General features: G+C 66.6%; 17 protein-coding genes. 6 read left to right on the plus strand and 11 right to left on the minus strand.

Features of this window, described 5'->3' with window-relative positions; all coding sequences use genetic code 11:
• Positions 1-4 precede the first annotated feature (4 nt).
• Positions 5-583 (minus strand): TetR/AcrR family transcriptional regulator, encoded by a 579-nt coding sequence (locus tag BST27_RS21220; RefSeq protein ID WP_069417470.1) that lies wholly within the window; start codon positions 581-583, stop codon positions 5-7.
• A 118-nt stretch (positions 584-701) separates the two neighbouring features.
• Here BST27_RS21220 and BST27_RS21225 point away from each other — a divergent pair, with 118 nt between their 5' ends.
• Positions 702-1,628, plus strand: coding sequence for a TauD/TfdA dioxygenase family protein (locus BST27_RS21225; protein WP_069417623.1), 927 nt, complete (start codon positions 702-704; stop codon positions 1,626-1,628).
• A 49-nt stretch (positions 1,629-1,677) separates the two neighbouring features.
• On the opposite strand, the gene BST27_RS21230 is transcribed toward BST27_RS21225, so the two are convergent.
• Genes BST27_RS21230 through guaB form a run of 3 tightly spaced genes read right to left on the minus strand, consistent with a single transcriptional unit; the run spans position 1,678 to position 6,214 of the window.
• Complete coding sequence (locus tag BST27_RS21230; protein ID WP_069417471.1) at positions 1,678-3,423, minus strand: GMC oxidoreductase; 1,746 nt, start codon at positions 3,421-3,423, stop codon at positions 1,678-1,680.
• Between the two features lie 45 nt (positions 3,424-3,468).
• Positions 3,469-4,596 carry a GuaB3 family IMP dehydrogenase-related protein gene (locus tag BST27_RS21235; RefSeq protein ID WP_069417472.1) on the minus strand — a complete coding sequence of 376 codons (1,128 nt, stop codon included), beginning with the start codon at positions 4,594-4,596 and terminating at the stop codon, positions 3,469-3,471.
• Positions 4,597-4,615: 19 nt separating this feature from the next.
• Positions 4,616-6,214: an IMP dehydrogenase gene (gene guaB, locus BST27_RS21240; protein ID WP_069417624.1), complete on the minus strand. Its 1,599-nt coding sequence runs from the start codon at positions 6,212-6,214 to the stop codon at positions 4,616-4,618.
• 195 nt (positions 6,215-6,409) lie between these two features.
• On the opposite strand from guaB, the gene BST27_RS21245 reads away from it, so the two are divergent.
• Positions 6,410-6,823, plus strand: coding sequence for a DUF5319 domain-containing protein (locus BST27_RS21245; protein ID WP_065135424.1), 414 nt, complete (start codon positions 6,410-6,412; stop codon positions 6,821-6,823).
• Positions 6,824-6,844: 21 nt separating this feature from the next.
• On the opposite strand, the gene BST27_RS21250 is transcribed toward BST27_RS21245, so the two are convergent.
• From BST27_RS21250 to BST27_RS21260, 3 genes are all read right to left on the minus strand, one after another.
• On the minus strand, positions 6,845-7,774 hold the full coding sequence (locus tag BST27_RS21250; protein ID WP_069417473.1) for an anti-sigma-D factor RsdA: 930 nt from the start codon (positions 7,772-7,774) through the stop codon (positions 6,845-6,847).
• Positions 7,767-8,342 carry a sigma-70 family RNA polymerase sigma factor gene (locus BST27_RS21255; RefSeq protein ID WP_069417474.1) on the minus strand — a complete coding sequence of 192 codons (576 nt, stop codon included), beginning with the start codon at positions 8,340-8,342 and terminating at the stop codon, positions 7,767-7,769. The genes BST27_RS21250 and BST27_RS21255 overlap by 8 nt, the downstream gene beginning before the upstream one ends.
• 115 nt (positions 8,343-8,457) lie before the next feature.
• A complete protein-coding gene (locus BST27_RS21260) occupies positions 8,458-9,270 on the minus strand; it encodes a hypothetical protein (RefSeq protein ID WP_069417625.1) in 813 nt (270 codons plus the stop codon).
• 394 nt (positions 9,271-9,664) lie between these two features.
• On the opposite strand from BST27_RS21260, the gene BST27_RS21265 reads away from it, so the two are divergent.
• From BST27_RS21265 to BST27_RS21275, 3 genes are all read left to right on the plus strand, one after another.
• Entirely contained in the window at positions 9,665-9,970 is a 306-nt protein-coding gene (locus BST27_RS21265; protein ID WP_069417475.1) for a WhiB family transcriptional regulator, read from the plus strand.
• Between the two features lie 111 nt (positions 9,971-10,081).
• A complete protein-coding gene (locus BST27_RS21270; protein WP_069417476.1) occupies positions 10,082-10,894 on the plus strand; it encodes an SDR family NAD(P)-dependent oxidoreductase in 813 nt (270 codons plus the stop codon).
• A 77-nt stretch (positions 10,895-10,971) separates the two neighbouring features.
• Positions 10,972-11,451, plus strand: a complete 480-nt coding sequence (locus BST27_RS21275; protein ID WP_069417477.1) for a nuclear transport factor 2 family protein — start codon at positions 10,972-10,974, stop codon at positions 11,449-11,451.
• A gap of 80 nt (positions 11,452-11,531) precedes the next feature.
• On the opposite strand, the gene BST27_RS21280 is transcribed toward BST27_RS21275, so the two are convergent.
• Entirely contained in the window at positions 11,532-12,455 is a 924-nt protein-coding gene (locus BST27_RS21280; protein WP_069417478.1) for an LLM class F420-dependent oxidoreductase, read from the minus strand.
• A 40-nt stretch (positions 12,456-12,495) separates the two neighbouring features.
• On the minus strand, positions 12,496-13,503 hold the full coding sequence (locus BST27_RS21285) for an alpha/beta hydrolase (protein ID WP_069417479.1): 1,008 nt from the start codon (positions 13,501-13,503) through the stop codon (positions 12,496-12,498).
• Between the two features lie 419 nt (positions 13,504-13,922).
• Here BST27_RS21285 and BST27_RS35095 point away from each other — a divergent pair, with 419 nt between their 5' ends.
• Positions 13,923-15,692 (plus strand): PE domain-containing protein, encoded by a 1,770-nt coding sequence (locus BST27_RS35095; RefSeq protein WP_083148616.1) that lies wholly within the window; start codon positions 13,923-13,925, stop codon positions 15,690-15,692.
• Here BST27_RS35095 and BST27_RS21295 read toward each other — a convergent pair.
• Complete coding sequence (locus tag BST27_RS21295; protein ID WP_069417481.1) at positions 15,689-16,618, minus strand: NADP-dependent oxidoreductase; 930 nt, start codon at positions 16,616-16,618, stop codon at positions 15,689-15,691. The two genes, BST27_RS35095 and BST27_RS21295, sit on opposite strands and share 4 nt — an antisense overlap.
• Positions 16,619-16,763: 145 nt before the next feature.
• Positions 16,764-17,649 (minus strand): thiolase family protein (locus BST27_RS21300; protein ID WP_083148618.1); only part of this gene is annotated, 886 nt, incomplete at its 5' end.

Consider the following 17,649-nt stretch of genomic DNA (forward strand, 5'->3'; position numbering starts at 1 on the left):
TACTTCAGCGGGGTTCCAGCATCCGGGCGACCTCAGCGGCCAGCGCCTGATGCAGTTCCTCTTCGGGCACCTGGTCAAGACCGGTCGCCGAGCGCAGCATCGGTGCGAACAGCCGCCAACCAAATTGCAGTGCAAGGGAATTGGCGACCGCCAAGCGCGCCTTTGACTCATCGTCAAAGCGGGGAAGCACCTCGTCGAGCAGGTCGGCAACGTTGGGAAACCGCTTCTGCAGCTGCCCGACGGGATAGCCGTCCAGCGTGGCTCGTGCCAGCACCCGCGCGTGCCGGTCAAGCGCGCGTTCGATGACGTCGGGCGGGGTGTCGGAGTGCAACAATTCGGACAGACTGGTGCCCAGGTGATCGAGCACCGCACCCACCAGCTGTTCCTTGGTGCCGAAGTGGCGGAACACCAAACCATGGTTGACCTTCGACCTTGCGGCGATGTCGCGGATCGACGTGGCGGCCGGCCCGCGTTCGGCGAAAAGGTCTGTGGCGCTTTCCAACACCGCCGCCGCAACCTCATCCCGACCGGTGGGGATCTTGCCGCGCGACGCCCTCGCAGACCGTGCGGACCGTGTAGTCATCGGTCTACGGTAACGGACCGCAAAAATGCCCCTTGCACCGGGTGTAGTCAGTCGACTACAGTAGGCTCCAATGTAGTCAACTGACTACACCAGAAGACCCAGGTAAGGACACATCATGATGACCACCACCAATTTGATCGGAGTGCAAAAGCTGGGCAGCCGGATCGGTGCCGAGATAAGCGGTGTTCGCCTCGGCGGCGACCTGGACCCGGCCGTGGTCGACGAAATCCGGGCGGCACTGCTGGCCCACAAAGTGATCTTCTTCCGCAACCAGCACCACCTCGACGACGCGCAGCAACTGGCATTCGCCGGACTGCTGGGCACCCCCGTCGCGCACCCGGCCGCCACCGCCTTCGCCGCCGATGCGCCGGTCATCACGCCTATCAATTCGGTCTTCGGCAAGGCCAACCGCTGGCACACCGACGTCACGTTTGCCGCCAACTACCCAGCGGCGTCGATCTTGCGCGCGGTCACGTTGCCCAGCTACGGCGGTTCGACGCTCTGGGCCAATACCGCCGCCGCCTACGAGGACCTGCCCGAGCCGCTGAAGTCGCTCACCAAACACCTGTGGGCCGTGCACTCCAACCGCTACGACTATGCCGCCGGCGGGGGCGCCGGCGGGGCCACCGGCGAGGCGCCCGACACGTCGACCGAGGCGCAGCGAGCCTTCCGCCGGGTGTTCGAGGAGCCCGACTTCCGGACGGAGCATCCGGTGGTGCGCGTGCACCCGGAGACGGGCGAGCGCAGCTTGGTGCTCGGCGACTTCGTCCGCAATCTCGTCGGCCTGGACAGCCATGAGTCGAACCTGTTGTTCGACATTCTGCAGCGCCGAATCACCCTGCCGGAGAACACCATCCGCTGGAACTGGGAATCGGGCGACGTCGCCGTCTGGGACAACCGGGCCACCCAGCACCGGGCGATCGACGACTACGACAACCAGCACCGGGTCATGCACCGGGTCACCTTGATGGGTGACGTCCCGGTCAACGTGCACGGGCAGCACAGCCGGGTGATCAGCGGGGCGCCGCTGGCGTTGGCGGGCTAGCGGCCCGGCCAGGCGGCCGGCTAGCAGAGCAGCGCCAGCCGTACCCCGCTCAGCTGACGTCGGCCTGCGGAAGGATCTCCTGCTGCGGCAACCGGCGCAGCGCGCCGGGCGCGTCGGCAGGCACCACCGGGTGCAGCGGGTCGATCGGCTCCATCCGCCGGTATGGCTCACCTTGCGCCGGGCGCTGGTCGTTTTCGCCCTTGTTCGGCCACAGCGACGCCGCTCGCTCGGCCTGCGCGGCGATGGACAGCGAGGGATTGACACCCAGGTTCGCCGAGATCGCGGCGCCGTCCACCACGTAGAGCGTCGGGTAGCCGTAGACGCGGTGATAGGGGTCGATGACGCCCTTCTCGGGGCTGTCGCCGATCACCGCGCCGCCCAGGAAGTGGGCGGTCAGCGGGATGTTGAACAGCTCACCCCAGGTGCCTCCGGCAACACCGTCGATCTTCTCGGCGATGCGACGGGTCACCTGGTTGCCGACCGGGATCCAGGTCGGGTTCGGCTCTCCGTGGCCCTGCTTGCTGGAGTACCAGCGAATGCCGAGCTTGCCGCGCTTGGTGTAGGTGGTGATCGAGTTGTCCAGGTGCTGCATCACCAGCGCGATCAGGGTGCGTTCGCTCCACTGTCGCGGATTCAGCAGCCGCAGCATGTTTTTCGGATCCGTCCTCGCCTGGTCCAGCAGCTGCTTCCAGCGCGGCACATTGGTGCCTTCGGGTCCCGCGCCGTCGGTCATCAACGTCTGCAGCAACCCCATGGCGTTGGAGCCCTTGCCGTACCGCACCGGTTCGATGTGCGTGTCCGACGTCGGGTGGATCGACGAGGTGATCGCGACCCCGTGGGTCAGGTCCAGATCCGGCTTCACCTCCAACGTGGCTGCGCCGACGATGGATTCGGAGTTGGTGCGAGTCAGGACGCCCAGCCGCTTCGACAGCTTGGGCAGCTTGCCGGCGTCGCGCATGTTGAACAGCAGGTGCTGGGTGCCCCAGGTGCCGGCGGCCAGGATGAGGTGCGAAGCGGTGTACTTGCGCCGATCGCGTCGCACCCAGCTGCCGGTGCGCACCGTGCTGACTTCCCACAGACCGTCGGAGCGCTGCTCGAACGACTTGACCGTCGTCATCGGAATCACCTCTGCGCCAGCGGATTCCGCCAGATAGAGGTAGTTCTTGAGCAACGTGTTCTTGGCCCCGTAGCGGCATCCGGTCATACACGAGCCGCATTCCAGGCAACCGGTGCGCGCCGGTCCCGCGCCGCCGAAGTAGGGGTCGGGCACGGTCTTGCCCGGTGTCTTGGTGCCGTCCGGCCCGAAGAACACCCCGACCGGGGTCGGCACAAAGGTGTCGCCGCAGCCCATCTCGTCGGCAACCTCTTTGATGATGCGGTCGGCGTCGGTGAAGGTCGGGTTGTAGACCACGCCCAGCATCCGTTGCGCCTGCTCGTAGTGCGGTATCAGCTCGGAACGCCAGTTGGAGATGTCCCGCCACTGCGGGTCGTTGAAGAACGGATCCGGCGGTATGTACAAGGTGTTGGCGTAGTTCAGTGACCCGCCGCCCACGCCGGCACCGGCCAGAATCATCACGTTGGTCAGCGGGTGGATGCGCTGAATGCCGTAGCAGCCCAGCTTGGGCGCCCAGAGGAACTTGCGCAGGTCCCAGGAGGTCTTGGCGAATTCGTGGTCTTCGTAACGCCGACCAGCTTCCAGCACGCCGACCCGATAGCCCTTTTCGGTCAAACGCAGCGCGCTGACACTACCCCCGAATCCCGACCCGATAATCAGAACGTCATAGTCCGGCTTCATCGATGCAGTATGAACCGCTTTACAGCGAAGCTAAACCGGCACCCCTCAGCAGCCCACTGTCAAGCCGACCTTCTGAAACTCTTTGAGGTCGCAATACCCGGCCTTGGCCATCGCCCTGCGCAAACCCCCGACCAGATTCAAGCTGCCGAACGGGTCGTCAGACGGCCCGTTGAGCACCCGCTCCAACGGAGGCCGTTCACCGACGGCGATCTGCAGCAGCGCCCCACGCGGCAACGACGGATGCGCCGCAGCGGCAGGCCAGAACCAGCCCTCGCCCAGCGCTTCGGCGGACTCGGCCAGCGGCGTGCCGAGCACCACCGCGTCGGCGCCGCAGGCGATCGCCTTGGCCAGCTCGCCGGAGGTGTGGATGTCACCGTCGGCCAGCACGTGGACGTAACGGCCGCCCGTCTCGTCCAGGTATTCGCGTCGCGCGGCCGCGGCGTCAGCGATCGCGGTCGCCATCGGCACGCTGATCCCCAGCACCTCGTCGGTGGTGGTCACGCCTCGCGTCGAGCCGTAGCCGACGATGACGCCCGCGGCTCCGGTACGCATCAGGTGCAATGCCGTGCGGTGGTCCTGCACCCCGCCGGCGACGACGGGTATGTCGAGCTCGGAGATGAACGTCTTCAGGTTGAGCGGCTCACCGTCGCTGGCCACTCGTTCGGCCGAGACGATCGTGCCCTGGATGAGCAGCAGGTCGATGCCGGCCTGCAGCAGCACCGGGGTCAGCGCCTGGGCGTTCTGCGGGCTCACCCGCACCGCGGTGGTCACGCCCGCTTCCCGGATCCGCGCCACCGCCGCGCCCAGCAGGTCCGGGTCCAGCGGTGCCGCGTGCAGCTCCTGCAGCAGCCGGATCGCCGCCGACGGTTCCGGCTCCTTGCTGGCTGCCTCGATGACCTGGGCGATCTTGGACTGCACGTCGGCGTGCCTGCCGATCAACCCCTCGCCGTTGAGCACGCCCAGCCCGCCGAGCCGCCCGAGTTCGATGGCGAACTCGGGCGAGACCAGCGCGTCGGTCGGGTGCGCCAGCACCGGGATCTCGAACCGGTAGGCGTCCAACTGCCAGGCGGTGGACACGTCCTGGGACGAGCGGGTGCGCCGCGAGGGCACGATGCTGATTTCGCTCAGTTCGTAGGTGCGGCGGGCGTTGCGGCCCATGCCAATTTCAACCATGTTCGGTGTGCCCGTCAGCTCAGCGTGCGTAGTAATTGGGCGCCTCGACGGTCATCGCGACGTCGTGCGGGTGGCTCTCTTTGAGGCCCGCCGGGGTGATCCGGACGAACTGGGCCTGCTGCAGTACCTCGATGGTGGGCGAGCCGGTGTAACCCATGGCGGCCCGCAACCCGCCGGTGAGCTGGTGGATCACCGAGTTCAGCGGGCCGCGGAACGGCACCCTGCCCTCGATTCCTTCGGGTACCAACTTGTCTTCGGACAGCGCGTCGTCGGCGAAGTAACGGTCCTTGGAGTACGACTTGGCCCCGCCGCGGCCCTGCATGGCGCCCAGCGACCCCATGCCGCGATAGCTCTTGTACTGCTTGCCGTTGACGAAGATGAGCTCGCCCGGCGCCTCGGCGGTGCCGGCCAGCAGCGAACCGAGCATGGTGGTCGACGCGCCGGCGGCCAGCGCCTTGGCGATGTCACCGGAATACTGCAGCCCGCCATCGGCGATCACCGGCACACCGGCCGGCCGGCACACCGCGACGGCTTCCAAAATCGCCGTGATTTGAGGGGCGCCGACGCCGGCCACCACCCGCGTCGTGCAGATCGAACCGGGCCCCACCCCGACCTTCACCGCATCCGCCCCGGCGTCGACCAGAGCGGCGGCCGCGGCTCGGGTGGCGACATTGCCGCCGACCACCTCGACGCGGTCACCGACCTCGAGCTTGAGCTTGTTGACCATGTCCAACACCAGCCGGTTGTGCGCGTGCGCGGTGTCGACGACCAGCACGTCGACCCCGGCGTCGACCAGCATCATCGCGCGGACCCAGGCGTCACCGCCGACGCCGACCGCCGCGCCCACCAGCAACCGACCGTCGCTGTCCTTGGTGGCCAGCGGGTGTTGTTCGGTCTTGACGAAGTCTTTGACGGTGATCAGCCCGGTCAGACGGCCGCGACCGTCGACCACGGGCAGCTTCTCGATCTTGTGGCGGCGCAGCAGGCCCAGCGCCGCTGACGCACTAACGCCTTCCTGCGCGGTGATCAGTGGGGCTTTGGTCATCACCTCGGCGACCTGCTTGCTCTGGTCGACCTCGAACCGCATGTCGCGGTTGGTGATGATGCCGACCAGGGCGCCGTCGTCGTCGACGACGGGCAGACCGGAGATGCGGAAGCGCGCGCACAGCGCGTCTACCTGGGCCAACGTGTTGTCAGGACGGCAGGTGACCGGGTCGGTGACCATGCCGGCCTCCGACCGCTTGACCATCTCGACCTGGCCGGCCTGTTCGGCGACGGGCAGATTGCGGTGCAACACACCCATTCCGCCGGCGCGAGCCATCGCGATCGCCATCCGCGACTCGGTGACGGTGTCCATTGCGGAGCTGACCAGCGGCACCTTGAGCCGGATCCGCTTGGTGAGCTGACTCGACGTGTCCGCCGTGGCGGGCACCACGTCAGACGCCGCCGGCAACAGCAAGACGTCGTCGAAGGTCAGACCCAGCATCGCGATCTTGTGCGGGTCGTCGCCGCCCGTCGGCACCGATTCGCCCGCGAGCCCCGAAACGGAAGCGTCGCGCACGTAAGGGCTGCCGACCAGGTCGGAGCTTTCTTCGAGGCCGGACATGCCACGGGACATCTGGAAGCCCTCCATACGCATGCGTCAGATGAGAAATCCATCCTATCGGCTTCCGCACCGTGCCCCACTCGCAGCTTTTGGTGCGCGCCTGGCGTGTTGGATACCCAGACCAACCAAACCGCCAGACGGGCCGCCACGAACGGGGCGCCCGGGAATTTCTGGCAATATGTCCGCCCGCTTGCGTAGTCTAGAGGCGTGCGCGACCACCTCCCACCGGGTTTGCCGCCTGACCCGTTTGCCGACGACCCCTGCGACCCGTCGGCGGCGCTGGAGGCCGTCGAGCCGGGACAGCCCCTTGATCAGCAAGAGCGTATGGCCGTCGAAGCCGACTTGGCTGATTTGGCCGTTTACGAGGCTTTGCTGGCGCACAGAGGGATACGCGGGCTGGTGGTGTGCTGCGACGAGTGCCAGCAAGACCACTACCACGATTGGGACATGCTGCGCGCCAATCTTTTGCAGCTCCTGATCGACGGCACGGTTCGTCCGCACGAGCCGGCGTACGACCCCGAACCTGACGCGTACGTCACCTGGGACTACTGCCGCGGGTACGCGGACGCCTCGCTCAACGAAGCGACGTCAGACGCGGACGGTTTCCGCCGCCACCTCTGAGCGCTCCTTATTTACGGCTGATTACGGTGTCGGCTCCGCCGGCGGTTCGGTCGGCGTCTCCGACGACTTGTGCGACCTGTGCCTTGACTTCGACGTGGTCGTCGGCGCGGGTGTGGTCGAGTCCGAAGGCTCGGTGGCCGAAGGGGGCGGCTCGGACTCCGTCGTGCCCGGGGTCGTCGACGGAGATGACGGGGACGCCGACGGCGACGGGGTCGTGCTGAGCGTGACCCCATCCTGCGGGGTTGTTGTCGGGCTTACCGTCGGGACGGACGTCGGCGTCGACTGCGGCGCAGACGGCGGCACCAGTGGTGCGGTCTGGGGGGCCTGCGCGTTGGGGTCGCGCCTGTCCACCTTCGTGTTCAGCTGATTCACTTCGTTCAGCAAGTTCTGCTTGCGGTTGTCGTCGTTCACCCCCTGCAGGGTGCTACTGACCTCCGCCAACTGGGTGTGGGCCTGGTCCCACTGGCCCTGGGCGATCATCTGCTCGACCTTCGCCAGCTCCGCCTTGGCCGACAACTCGATCTGGTCGTCGTTGACCCGCGGTTCGCTGAACAGCATCGCGTGCAAGCCATACAGCGCGTCGCCCGGGCGGGCATCCGCCACCACGGCGCCAAACCCGCTCAACGCCAACACCGTTGCCGCCACCGACCCGACTGCGGCCATGCCCCGACGAGTGCGCCGGCGCTCCGCGAGTCCGTCTTCCAACGCCGCGATCGCCTGGTCCTTCAACACCAGCGTGTTCGCAGGTGGCCACCGCACGTCGTCTCGCCATTCCCCTAGCAGCGTGGCAAGCGCGTCGTCGTCGGGATCTCCGAGCCGGACGTCGGCCCGCTCGGCCAGCGCATCCAACAGCAGATCGGTGTGGGTCAGTTCGTCCAGCGCCGGCGGATCGCTGCGCGACCCGAAGTCCGGTTCGAAATTGCGTCCGGAATTACGCCCTGAATTATGCATAGTCACCTGCCGCAACGAGTTCGTCTTTTAACCGCTGAAGTGCGCGGTGCTGGGCCACCCGTACCGCTCCCGTGGTGCTACCCACCGCGGCGGCGGTCTCCTCCGCGCTCAGGCCAACGACAACGCGCAGGATGAGGATCTCGCGTTGCTTAGAAGGCAAGATTTCGAGGAGGTCATTCATCCGGCTCACCGAATCCGCCTCAATCGCACGCTGTTCCGGGCCTGCGTCCGACGACCGGCGCTCGGGTACCTCTTCGGCGGGGTACGCCAGATCACGGCCCGCGGCGCGGTGCGCGTCGGCAACCTTGTGAGCCGCGATGCCGTACAGGAAGGCCAGGAACGGACGTCCTCGGTCTCGGTAGCGCGGCAACGCCGTAATGGTGGCCAAGCAAACCTCCTGTGCCACGTCATCTGCTGACAGGCCACTCCGCTCGACCGTGCCGACTCGCGCTCGGCAATATCGGACGACGATTGGACGGATGGTCTCCAGCACCTCCCGAAGCGCGTTCCGGTCCCCCGCCACGGCTTCCGCGACCACAGCGTCGAGACGTTCGCCTTCAATTGTCATCGACGGTGATATCTCCAACGTTACGAAGCGGACACATCCTGGCGCTGAGACAAGCCTTCGAGACAAGCCCCGAGCCAGCTAAGACACTGCTAGACCATAACGGTCGGACTGCATTTCAAGCAGAACGCCAATTTCCGCCGGCGTCCCGTACCTGACCTGCACAAATATCGCGGATATCGACGAGTTCGCGCAATTTATGTGCCGAAAGCGTGACTTTGCCGATATCAATCAGCAAGCAACTCAGTGCCCATTGCAGCGGCACCAGCCCAAATTGCCCGGTCGCGTCCAAAGCCGCCTCGGCGACGGCACAAGCGCGGTCGATGTTTCCGGCGCTGCAGCACGCCGCCGCCAGCACGACGTCGCTCTTGACTCGGTGTCGCACCGACAAAACGGTCATGGCCTGCGCCAATTCGACCGCTTCCTGCGCGTGACTGACCGCCGTTGCCCCGTCTCCTCCGGCCATCGCCAACTCGGCCGCCACCCAACGCCTGCGCACCGCCTGACGTTCGTCGACCGGCAGCGTCTCCGCGCGGGCCAACAGCGCGGCCGACGCGGCGAGGCGGCCGATGCCGAGCGCGTCGGCCGCCAATCCGACCAGGGCATCGCAACCGGCCTCCGGATCGTCCCCGGCCAGCGCCAGCGCACGGCCGTCCCAACCACGGGCCAGCGTGTGCCACCCAAGTTGACGCAGGAACGACGCCTGGGTGCTGTGCGCCAGGGAAGCCAACCGGCCACTCGTGACGGAACGTCGCAACTGCGCGAGATCGCTGTATGCGACGCCGTATCGGCCCTGTCCGCCGGCGGCGACGGCCCGTAGCCACAGCTGGTTCGGGGTGGTTGCGGTAGGCAGCGGCCAGGTGTTCGGCTGGTCGCCGAAAGCGGCTGCCAGCAAGGTCGCAGGCCGCGCCGAAGCCGACGTCGGAGGCAGCTCATCCCCAATCGAACCGTTGCTAGTTTCGATCACCGTGATAGCTGGGCTCCGAATCGTAAAAAGTTTGTGCGTTCTGGGTTACCGGAATATTACTCACAGCGCTGCGTGGGTTAATTACGTCGCGCTAACGTCCGCAGCCTGAGCTGGGGAATCTCCGTAACGAAGCGATGCGGTTAGCACATCTAGTCTTCGATAATGGCGGGACAGATGAACGGGGAGTTAATTATCTACCTTGGGGCCTGTTTTTCGCCACGCCTAGCGGCTATTGACGGAAATTCATAGAGCACCTTAGCGTCTACTGCGACAGGTGGTCATCGGTGACTGCACTCCAATTCAGTTGCACAACTCGCAGGTTCGCGAACTTCCTCGTTCACTTGGAGGGAACAGACTTATGCCACAACCGGAGCAGCTACCTGGACCCAACGCAGACATCTGGAACTGGCAGTTGCAGGGCCTGTGCCGAGGCCAGGACTCGTCGATGTTCTTCCACCCTGATGGTGAGCGCGGCCGCGCGCGCATGCAACGCGAGCAGCGGGCCAAGGAGATGTGCCGGCGTTGTCCGGTGATCGACGAGTGCCGTACTCACGCACTCGAGGTTGGCGAACCGTATGGAGTGTGGGGCGGGCTGTCGGAATCCGAGCGCGACATGCTGCTCAAGGGCAGCCTCGGCCGCCGCGCCATCCGCCGGACGGCCTAGCTTCCTCGTCTCGGCACGTTCTCGGCACGCTTTCCCTTTCGGTTTCTCGCGCGGCCCAAGTTTTCGGGGCCGTTGCTGCTGCTCGGCGCCTGCTGCGCGAGGATCTAACCCATGGCGGATCTCTCGCGTTATGGGCCGTGGGCGGTGGTGGCGGGCGGATCGGAGGGCGTGGGCGCGGAGTTCGCTTTCCAGCTGGCCGATGCGGGCATCAATCTTGTTCTGATCGCCAGGAAGCCGGGCCCGCTCGCTGCGACCGCCGATTCCTGCCGCGCCCGCGGTGTCGAAGTGCGCACCCTCGAGCTCGATCTGGTCGACGACGACGCCGTCGCCCGGGTAATTGAGATCACCGCCGACGTCGAGGTCGGGCTGCTGATCTACAACGCGGGTGCCAACACGTGCAGTGAACACTTCCTCGACGGTGACCTCGCGGACTTTGCGCGGGTGATCGACTTGAACATCGGCACGATGCTCGCGCTGGTACAGCACTTCGGTCGCCCGATGCGCGAGCGCCGGCGCGGCGGAATCCTGATGGTCGGGTCGATGGCCGGTTATCTGGGTTCGATGCGCCACAGCGTGTACGGCGGCGTGAAAGCGTTCGGACGGATTTTCGCCGAGAGCCTGTGGCTCGAGTTGCGCGAGTACAACGTCGACGTGCTCGAACTGGTGCTCGGTGTCACCCGTACCCCCGCCATGGAGCGGGTCGGACTCAACTTCAACGTGTCCGGCATGCGCGTCGCCGAGCCCGCGGACGTGGCTCGTGAAGGCCTGCAACAACTTTCCAACGGGCCGGTGTATGTGGCCGGAGGCAACGCCGACGACGTCGCGCGCCGCAACGACCCCGACCGCGCCAAGGTCGTCCTCGGCACGCACCGGTTCATGGAGAAGTTGCTGGGGGCTCCCGGGTCCCGCCCAAATGAGCGTTGATGCTGCGTCCAGGGCGAAAAAGTTCGAGTAGCAACCGCCCTGGACGCAGAGTCAACGGTGAAGGAAGGAGACGCGCGTTGACCGACGGACGGCTCGCCGAGATAGAGCGGCGCTTGCAACAGATCGAGGACGAGCGGGCGATCGAACGGCTCATCGCTTCCTACGGTCCGCTCGTGGATGCCGGAGAGGCCGAAGCGACCGCCGCGCTGTGGGCACCCGACGGCAGCTATGACGTCGAAGGTTGGCCGATGCACAGCCGCGCCGACGTCGAGGCCATGGTGCGCTCCGATGCCCACCAGGGCCTCATCGGCCGGGGCTGCTGCCATTTCCTCGGCCCAGCGGTGGTGTCCGTCGACGGCGACGCCGCGGTAGCGGTCTGCGAATCACTGTTGGTGGTCAAACGCGGTGAGCACTTTGTCGTGGCTCGCGCCGGCGCCAATCGGTTTGTCCTGCGGCGCAACGACAATCAATGGCAGATCGTGGAACGCACCACGCGGATGCTGGACGGGCGGCCGGAGCCGCGGCGGCTGCTGACGACGGGCCTGGTGGACCGATGAGCGGACAGCTGGATGCCCGGGTTGCCCTGGCGACGGGCGCACCGTCGGCTCCAGACCTTGACTCGCAGTGAGCCCGTTGCTTACGGCTGTACCAGCGGCCTGAGCGCTTCGCCAACCTTGGTGATGACTCCCGGCGTGTGACGGTGCGTCGGAAGGTTGATGATCACGCCGTCGATGCCGGCGTCGAGCACGCGTCGTTTGATCTCGTCGGCGATTTGATCGGGCGTTCCGCGCACTGCCCGCCCGCCCTGCGCCTCGCCGATGTCGCTCGGCGCGTCGTACCCGTCGACCACCAGCGTGAGCAGCCCGCTGGTCTCCAACGTTGCTGGATCGCGGTCGATCTCAACGCAGCGCTGCCTGAGCACCTCAACCTTGGCGGGCAGGTCGTCGATGTCGGCGATGATGTTGAGGTGGTCGGCATAGCGGGCGGCCAGCCGGAATGTCTTCTTCTCGCCGCTGCCGCCGAGCATGACCGGAATGTGGTCCCGATAGCGCGGCTCGTTGATCGCGTTCTCGGTGTGGTACCACTTGCCGGAAAAGCTGCGCCGCTCGCCGTGCAACATCGGCAGGATGATCTGCAGCGCCTCTTCGAGCTTTTCGAAACGCTCGGTGAACGTGCCGAACTCGAAGCCGAGTTGCTGATGCTCGAGCTCGAACCAACCGGCCCCGATGCCAAGAATTCCGCGGCCGCCGCTGACGACGTCCAAAGTCGAGATCACCTTCGCGAGCAGTGTCGGCTGGCGATAGGTATTGCCCGTCACCAGGGTGCCCAGCTGCACCCGCTCTGTGGCCGTGGCCAGCGCGCCCAGCGCCGTATAGGCCTCGAGCATGGGTTCGTCGGGCTCGCCGAGGCCGGGTAGCTGATAGAAGTGGTCCATCAGGAAGACGGTGTCGAAACCGGCGGCTTCGGCCTCCTGAGCTTGAGCGATGACGGCGGGGAACAGTTCGGCGACCGGCGTGTTGTAGGAGAAGTTGGGTATCTGCAATCCAAGGCGAATAGTCACGCATGTCTACAACGCCGTCGTCCGCACGCTGCATTCCACGTCAGAGATATTTGTGTAGATGATCCTGTGCGCCAGCATGAAAATGCCTCACAGTCAATGACTTCGGCGCCAGCAACTCGGCGCCGTGATACATCCCGGGAACCGTGACGAGGGTGCATGGAACACCGCTGGCCGTCAGCCGCTCGGCGTACTCGACATCCTCGTCGTAGAACAGGTCGAGTTCGCCCACGCCGATCCAGGCCGGGGGCAGGCCACGCAGGTCTGCGCGGCGTGCCGGTGCCGCGTAGTCCGGGGCATCCGACGCCCGCGGCCGGCGACCCAGGTAACAGGTCCAGCCGAACAGGTTGGCTGCGGGTGTCCACATGAACCGGCCGCGTCCGGCGTGCTCCGCACGCAATGCGGTGCGGTCGTCGAGCATCGGATAGATCAGCACCTGCGCCCGCAGCGGGATTCCCTCGTCGTGGCTGCGCTGCGCGACGGCGGCGGCGAGGCCACCCCCGGCGCTGCCCCCCATCACGGCGATCCGTTCCGGGTCGATGCCCAGTTCCTCGGCGTTGGCACGCATCCAGCGCAGCGTTGCCATGCAGTCGTCGAGCGCAGCGGGAAACGGGTATTCGGGCGCGAGCCGGTAGTCCGGCGAGGCCACCACAACTCCGACATCCCGTGCGACTCGGCCGATCGCAAACGCCTCCAGCCGAGCCGACCCCACGATGTAGCCCCCACCATGGATCCAGAGCACAGCGGGTCGTGGCGAATGGCCCTCATCCGGCTCTTCCGGCTTATTCGGCCTGGCGATCAGCACCGGCACGCTCGGGTCACCGGCGTGCCGCGTGGTCACCGTGACCCCGGGACCCCAGGACGTCCTGACCAGCCGCGACTGCAAGCGGGCCAACGGCAGCGGCAACGCCCGACGGCCTTCAGGCAGGAACGGGAGCAGCGGGCTGCGAAGGTCGGGCGCCACCCGAGCCACGGCGTCGCGGGCAGCGAGGTAACGTCGCGTCGCCGTGACAGCCAGCCCAACAGCGGCGATCGCTGCGACACGTTTCACGCTGGCAGCTTAGCCCCGATGTGACCAATGTCGCCGACCTGCCCCAAGTACCACAACTGCCACATGAGTCGCTGCGCTGACTGACCGGGGTCGTCCCGCCTTGTGCGGCAAATCCACTGTGCCGTAGTCGATTACCGTTTCTCCTACCCTCCTTCCCCAGAAATTGACGCGGACGAAAGCTCGAGTCCCGTTGGTGCATAAGTGGATTGCATATCGAATACATCTATGTATCGTATTTGGCAATGAATCGTATGGGCTGTGTCCTCGGCCAATGACGTCCGAGCGGGAGCCAGCCAATGCGGAGGAATTGAGTCCTCGGCGCCTCTAGCAGTGCCTGCGCCGGGCCACCCGGCCGGTAACGGTGTGTAGCCGTCGCCCGTGGCCGGACGAATTGATCCAGGAATTGTGAGGGCTTTGTCATGTCTTTATTGGGTGTCGATTTGGCGTTGGTTGACGCGGCGACAACGGATTTGGCGCATATCGGAGCTGCGCTGACCCAGGCCAACTCAGCGGCGGCGCCGTCGACCACCGGGCTGTTGGCGGCCGGCGCCGATGAGGTGTCGACGGCCATTGCCGCGCTGTTCGGTTCACACGCGCAGGCCTACCAGGCGCTCAGCGCTGAGGCCGAGGCATTCCATGCGCAGTTCGTGCAACTGGTGAAGAGCGGAGCGACGAGCTACGCCACGGCCGAAGCCGGCAACGCCGGGTCCCTGCAGATGGTGGAGCAGCAACTGCTGGGTGCTGTCAATGCGCCCACCAACGCGTTGCTGGGGCGTCCGCTGATCGGCGACGGCGCCGCGGGCACCGCCGCGAATCCCGATGGTCAGCCGGGTGGCTTGCTTTGGGGCAACGGCGGCAACGGTTTTCACGGTTCAGGCGGCAATGGCGGGGCGGCCGGGTTGATCGGTAACGGCGGCGCCGGGGGCACCGGCGCGGCGGGACTGCCCGATGCCGAAGGCCAGGCCGGAGGTGCTGGCGGAGCGGCCTGGCTGTGGGGGTCCGGAGGTGCCGGTGGCGCGGGCGGAGCCGGTGGGCCTGGCTCGACGCCCGCGGCCGGTCAGGGCGGACTCGGAGGCCGGGGTGGCGCAGGCGGTGTGGGCGGTACCGGCGGAATGCTCTACGGCAACGGCGGGAACGGTGGCGCGGGCGGGGCCGGAGGACAAGGCGGGGTCGGGGGCACGGAGTGGTGGACCGTCTTCGGATCCGGGCATACCGGCGGTGTGGGAGGAGACGGCGGCGTCGGCGGCACCGGCGGCAACGCCGGCCTGCTTTACGGCCACGGTGGCTCCGGCGGGATCGGCGGTGCAGCGGGCTCGGGCGGCAATGGCGGCCCGGCCCAAACCATCAACGGGTTGGGCGGCACCGGCGGCACTGGTGGCACCGGCGGGACAGGCGGCGCGGGCGGTTCGGGCGCCAGCCTGTTCGGCAACGGCGGTACTGGGGGTGACGGCGGCGCCCCCGGCGCCGGCGGCAAAGGTGGCCGCGGGCCCCCCCTCGGCGGGTCCGGCGGAGTCTTCGGAATCGCCGGCACTCCGGGCGGCGGCGGTTCCGGCGGACCGGGTGGACTCGTCTTCAGCAGTGCCGGGCTGCACGGGGCAACCGGACCGCTGGGCAGCAACGGCGCACCGGGTGCCTCGAGTCCCGTCAGCGTGCCGGGAGTACAGCAGAGCCTCGCGGCCGCAATGCACCTCGCCAGTATCAACACCTACCTGCACGTGTCCCAAGTCACCAACAGCGTTGACTACTTCGGTTGGTCCCTCAGCATCGGTTTCAGCACCGCCGCCTACCACACGGCCGTCCAAGCGCAGGAGACGCTGCTCAACGCAACCGGCCTAGGTTTCTTGGACCCGGGAACCGGCAACCTGGGACTGTTCAACACCGGTGACCACAATCAGGGATTCTTGAACTTCGGCAGCAACAACAGCGGCGTGCTCAACTTCGGTGACGGGAACAGGGGCAGCTTCAACTTCGGCAGCCACAACTACGGCAGCCTGAACTTCTTCGGCGACAACAACATCGGCAGCTACAACTTCGGCGGCGGCAACGTCGGCAACAACAACGTCGGCTTCGACAACATCGGGGACCGCAACTTCGGCGTGGGCAACATTGGCGACAACAACCGTGGATTCGAACTCATCGGGAACAGAGAGTTCGGCATCGGCCCACTCTCACTTGCGTTGCCCTTTTAGCCGCCGTCGACGACGCGGATGATCGGCTTGCCACGACCGCGGCGTGACGGGGCGAAGGCCGCGAGAGCCTGGTCGAGGGGGTAGGTGTGCCCGACGAGCGGGCGAAGCCGCCCATCACGCAGCCTGGCTTCCAGCGCAACAAGTCCCACGCGATCGGGTTCCACAACGAAGAAAACGGCCCGTCCGCCGTCGGGTGCGGCGGGTGGAGCTTCGGCGATGCTGACGATCACGCCGCCGGAGCGGACCAAAGGCGTTGAACGGCGGAGGATTTCACCTCCGAACACGTCGAGCACCAGGTCTACCTCGCCGAGGCTCACCAGCTTGTCCCACTCCGAGGCCAAGTCCACGAAGATCTCCGCGCCCAAACCGAGCACCGTCTCCCGGTGAGCGGCCCGGCCGGTCCCGATCACCCGCGCCCCAACCTCCAGCGCCAATTGCACTGCAACCGAACCGACACCACCCGCAGCTCCGTGAATCAGGACGGTCTGCCCGGTTTCGAGATGTCCGTGGATGAACAGCGCCTGCAACGCCGTCAGACCCGAAATCGGCACCGCCGCGGCCACAGTGTGGTCGACACCGGGCGACAGCACCGCCAAGTTGCGCGCCTCCACGGCCACGAACTCGGCCAGCGAGCCGTTCCGGCACCAGTCCGTTATCCCGAACACTCTTTCGCCGACGGCCAACCCTGTCGTTCCGTAACCCAACTCCACCACGACGCCGGAGACCTCGTGGCCGGGAACGGTGGGGGTCCGGTCGTTTCCGGCTCGATCGGTCCACGTGGCCGGCCAGTCGAGTTCGCCCGGGGTGAACCCGGCTGCATGAACCCGGACAATGACGTCGTTCTCCGCTGCGTGGGGGTAGGAAAGCTCCGCCAGTGCAAGGCCCTCGATTCCTGCCGCGCGATCCCGCGCGATTATCGCCCGCATCGACCAAGTGTTGCCCTGCTGCGGCAGAATTCCAACTCTCCTGCCCGCCGCGGATCACGCCGAATGTGGGGGCTTTGGACCAAACCCTTTGCGCTTCAGTGCATTAACCGCACGCTCGGCGGCGTGACGACGTTCCAGGCGACCGTCAGACCGCCGAGCGCTCCAGCACGTGCACGCCACACGCCGAGCCGAGTCCTATCACATGCGCCAGGCCAACCTTGGCGTCCTCGATCTGCCGCTCGCCGGCCTCGCCCCGTAGGTGGTGGCAGATCTCCCAGATGTTCGCGATACCGGTGGCCGCGATCGGATGGCCCTTGGACTCCAGCCCGCCGGAAACGTTCACCGGGGTGGAGCCGTCGCGCCAGGTTGCGCCGGAGTTGAAGAAGTCGGCCGCACCGCCTTCTTCGCACAGCATCAAGTTGTCATAGTGCACCAGTTCGGCGGTGGCGAAGCAGTCGTGCAACTCGACGAGGTCGAGGTCGGACGGACCGATGCCCGCCTGCTCATAGGCGATGGTGGCGGCCTTTCGGGTCAGCGTGTTGACGTTCGGCAACACCTGGCAGCCTTCTTCGTAGGGGTCGCTCGTCAGGACGGACGCCGACACCTTGACCGCGCGCCTGCGCTGCTCCAGCGACAGCGTCTTCAGCGTCTCACCGCTGCATACCACGGCGGCCGCGGCGCCATCGCAGTTCGCCGAACACATCGGGCGGGTGTTCGGGTAGGCGATCATGACGTCGTTCATGATCTGTTCCAGGGTGAAGCGTTTTTGGTATGACGCAAGCGGATTCAGCGTGGAGTGGGCGTGGTTCTTCTCGCTGATCTTGGCGAACAGCTCGAAGCTGGTGCCGCCGTACTTGTGGCCGTATTCGATCCCGATCTGGGCGAATACCCCCGGCATGGTCTCGGTGCCGATCCTGCCGTCGATACCGGCCACCGCCCCGTACCGGCCCGCCGGTGTCCAGGTGTCCGCGTCCTTCTTCTTGGCCCCGCCGGCCAGAAGGCCCGCGCCCGCGAGCTTTTCGACGCCGACC

This window comes from Mycobacterium intermedium (assembly GCF_002086275.1).
In the GTDB taxonomy this organism is placed as follows: domain Bacteria; phylum Actinomycetota; class Actinomycetes; order Mycobacteriales; family Mycobacteriaceae; genus Mycobacterium; species Mycobacterium intermedium.

Excerpts from the sequence above, each read along its gene's own strand:
- BST27_RS21265 (WP_069417475.1), top strand. The coding sequence starts at position 9,665 with ATGCCACAACCGGAGCAGCTACCTGGACCCAACGCAGACATCTGGAAC.
- BST27_RS21225 (WP_069417623.1), top strand. The coding sequence starts at position 702 with ATGACCACCACCAATTTGATCGGAGTGCAAAAGCTGGGCAGCCGGATC.
- guaB (WP_069417624.1), bottom strand. The coding sequence starts at position 6,214 with ATGTCCCGTGGCATGTCCGGCCTCGAAGAAAGCTCCGACCTGGTCGGC.
- BST27_RS21220 (WP_069417470.1), bottom strand. The coding sequence starts at position 583 with ATGACTACACGGTCCGCACGGTCTGCGAGGGCGTCGCGCGGCAAGATC.
- BST27_RS21270 (WP_069417476.1), top strand. The coding sequence starts at position 10,082 with ATGGCGGATCTCTCGCGTTATGGGCCGTGGGCGGTGGTGGCGGGCGGA.
- BST27_RS21235 (WP_069417472.1), bottom strand. The coding sequence starts at position 4,596 with ATGGTTGAAATTGGCATGGGCCGCAACGCCCGCCGCACCTACGAACTG.
- BST27_RS35095 (WP_083148616.1), top strand. The coding sequence starts at position 13,923 with ATGTCTTTATTGGGTGTCGATTTGGCGTTGGTTGACGCGGCGACAACG.
- BST27_RS21255 (WP_069417474.1), bottom strand. The coding sequence starts at position 8,342 with ATGACAATTGAAGGCGAACGTCTCGACGCTGTGGTCGCGGAAGCCGTG.
- BST27_RS21230 (WP_069417471.1), bottom strand. The coding sequence starts at position 3,423 with ATGAAGCCGGACTATGACGTTCTGATTATCGGGTCGGGATTCGGGGGT.
- BST27_RS21250 (WP_069417473.1), bottom strand. The coding sequence starts at position 7,774 with ATGCATAATTCAGGGCGTAATTCCGGACGCAATTTCGAACCGGACTTC.
- BST27_RS21295 (WP_069417481.1), bottom strand. The coding sequence starts at position 16,618 with ATGCGGGCGATAATCGCGCGGGATCGCGCGGCAGGAATCGAGGGCCTT.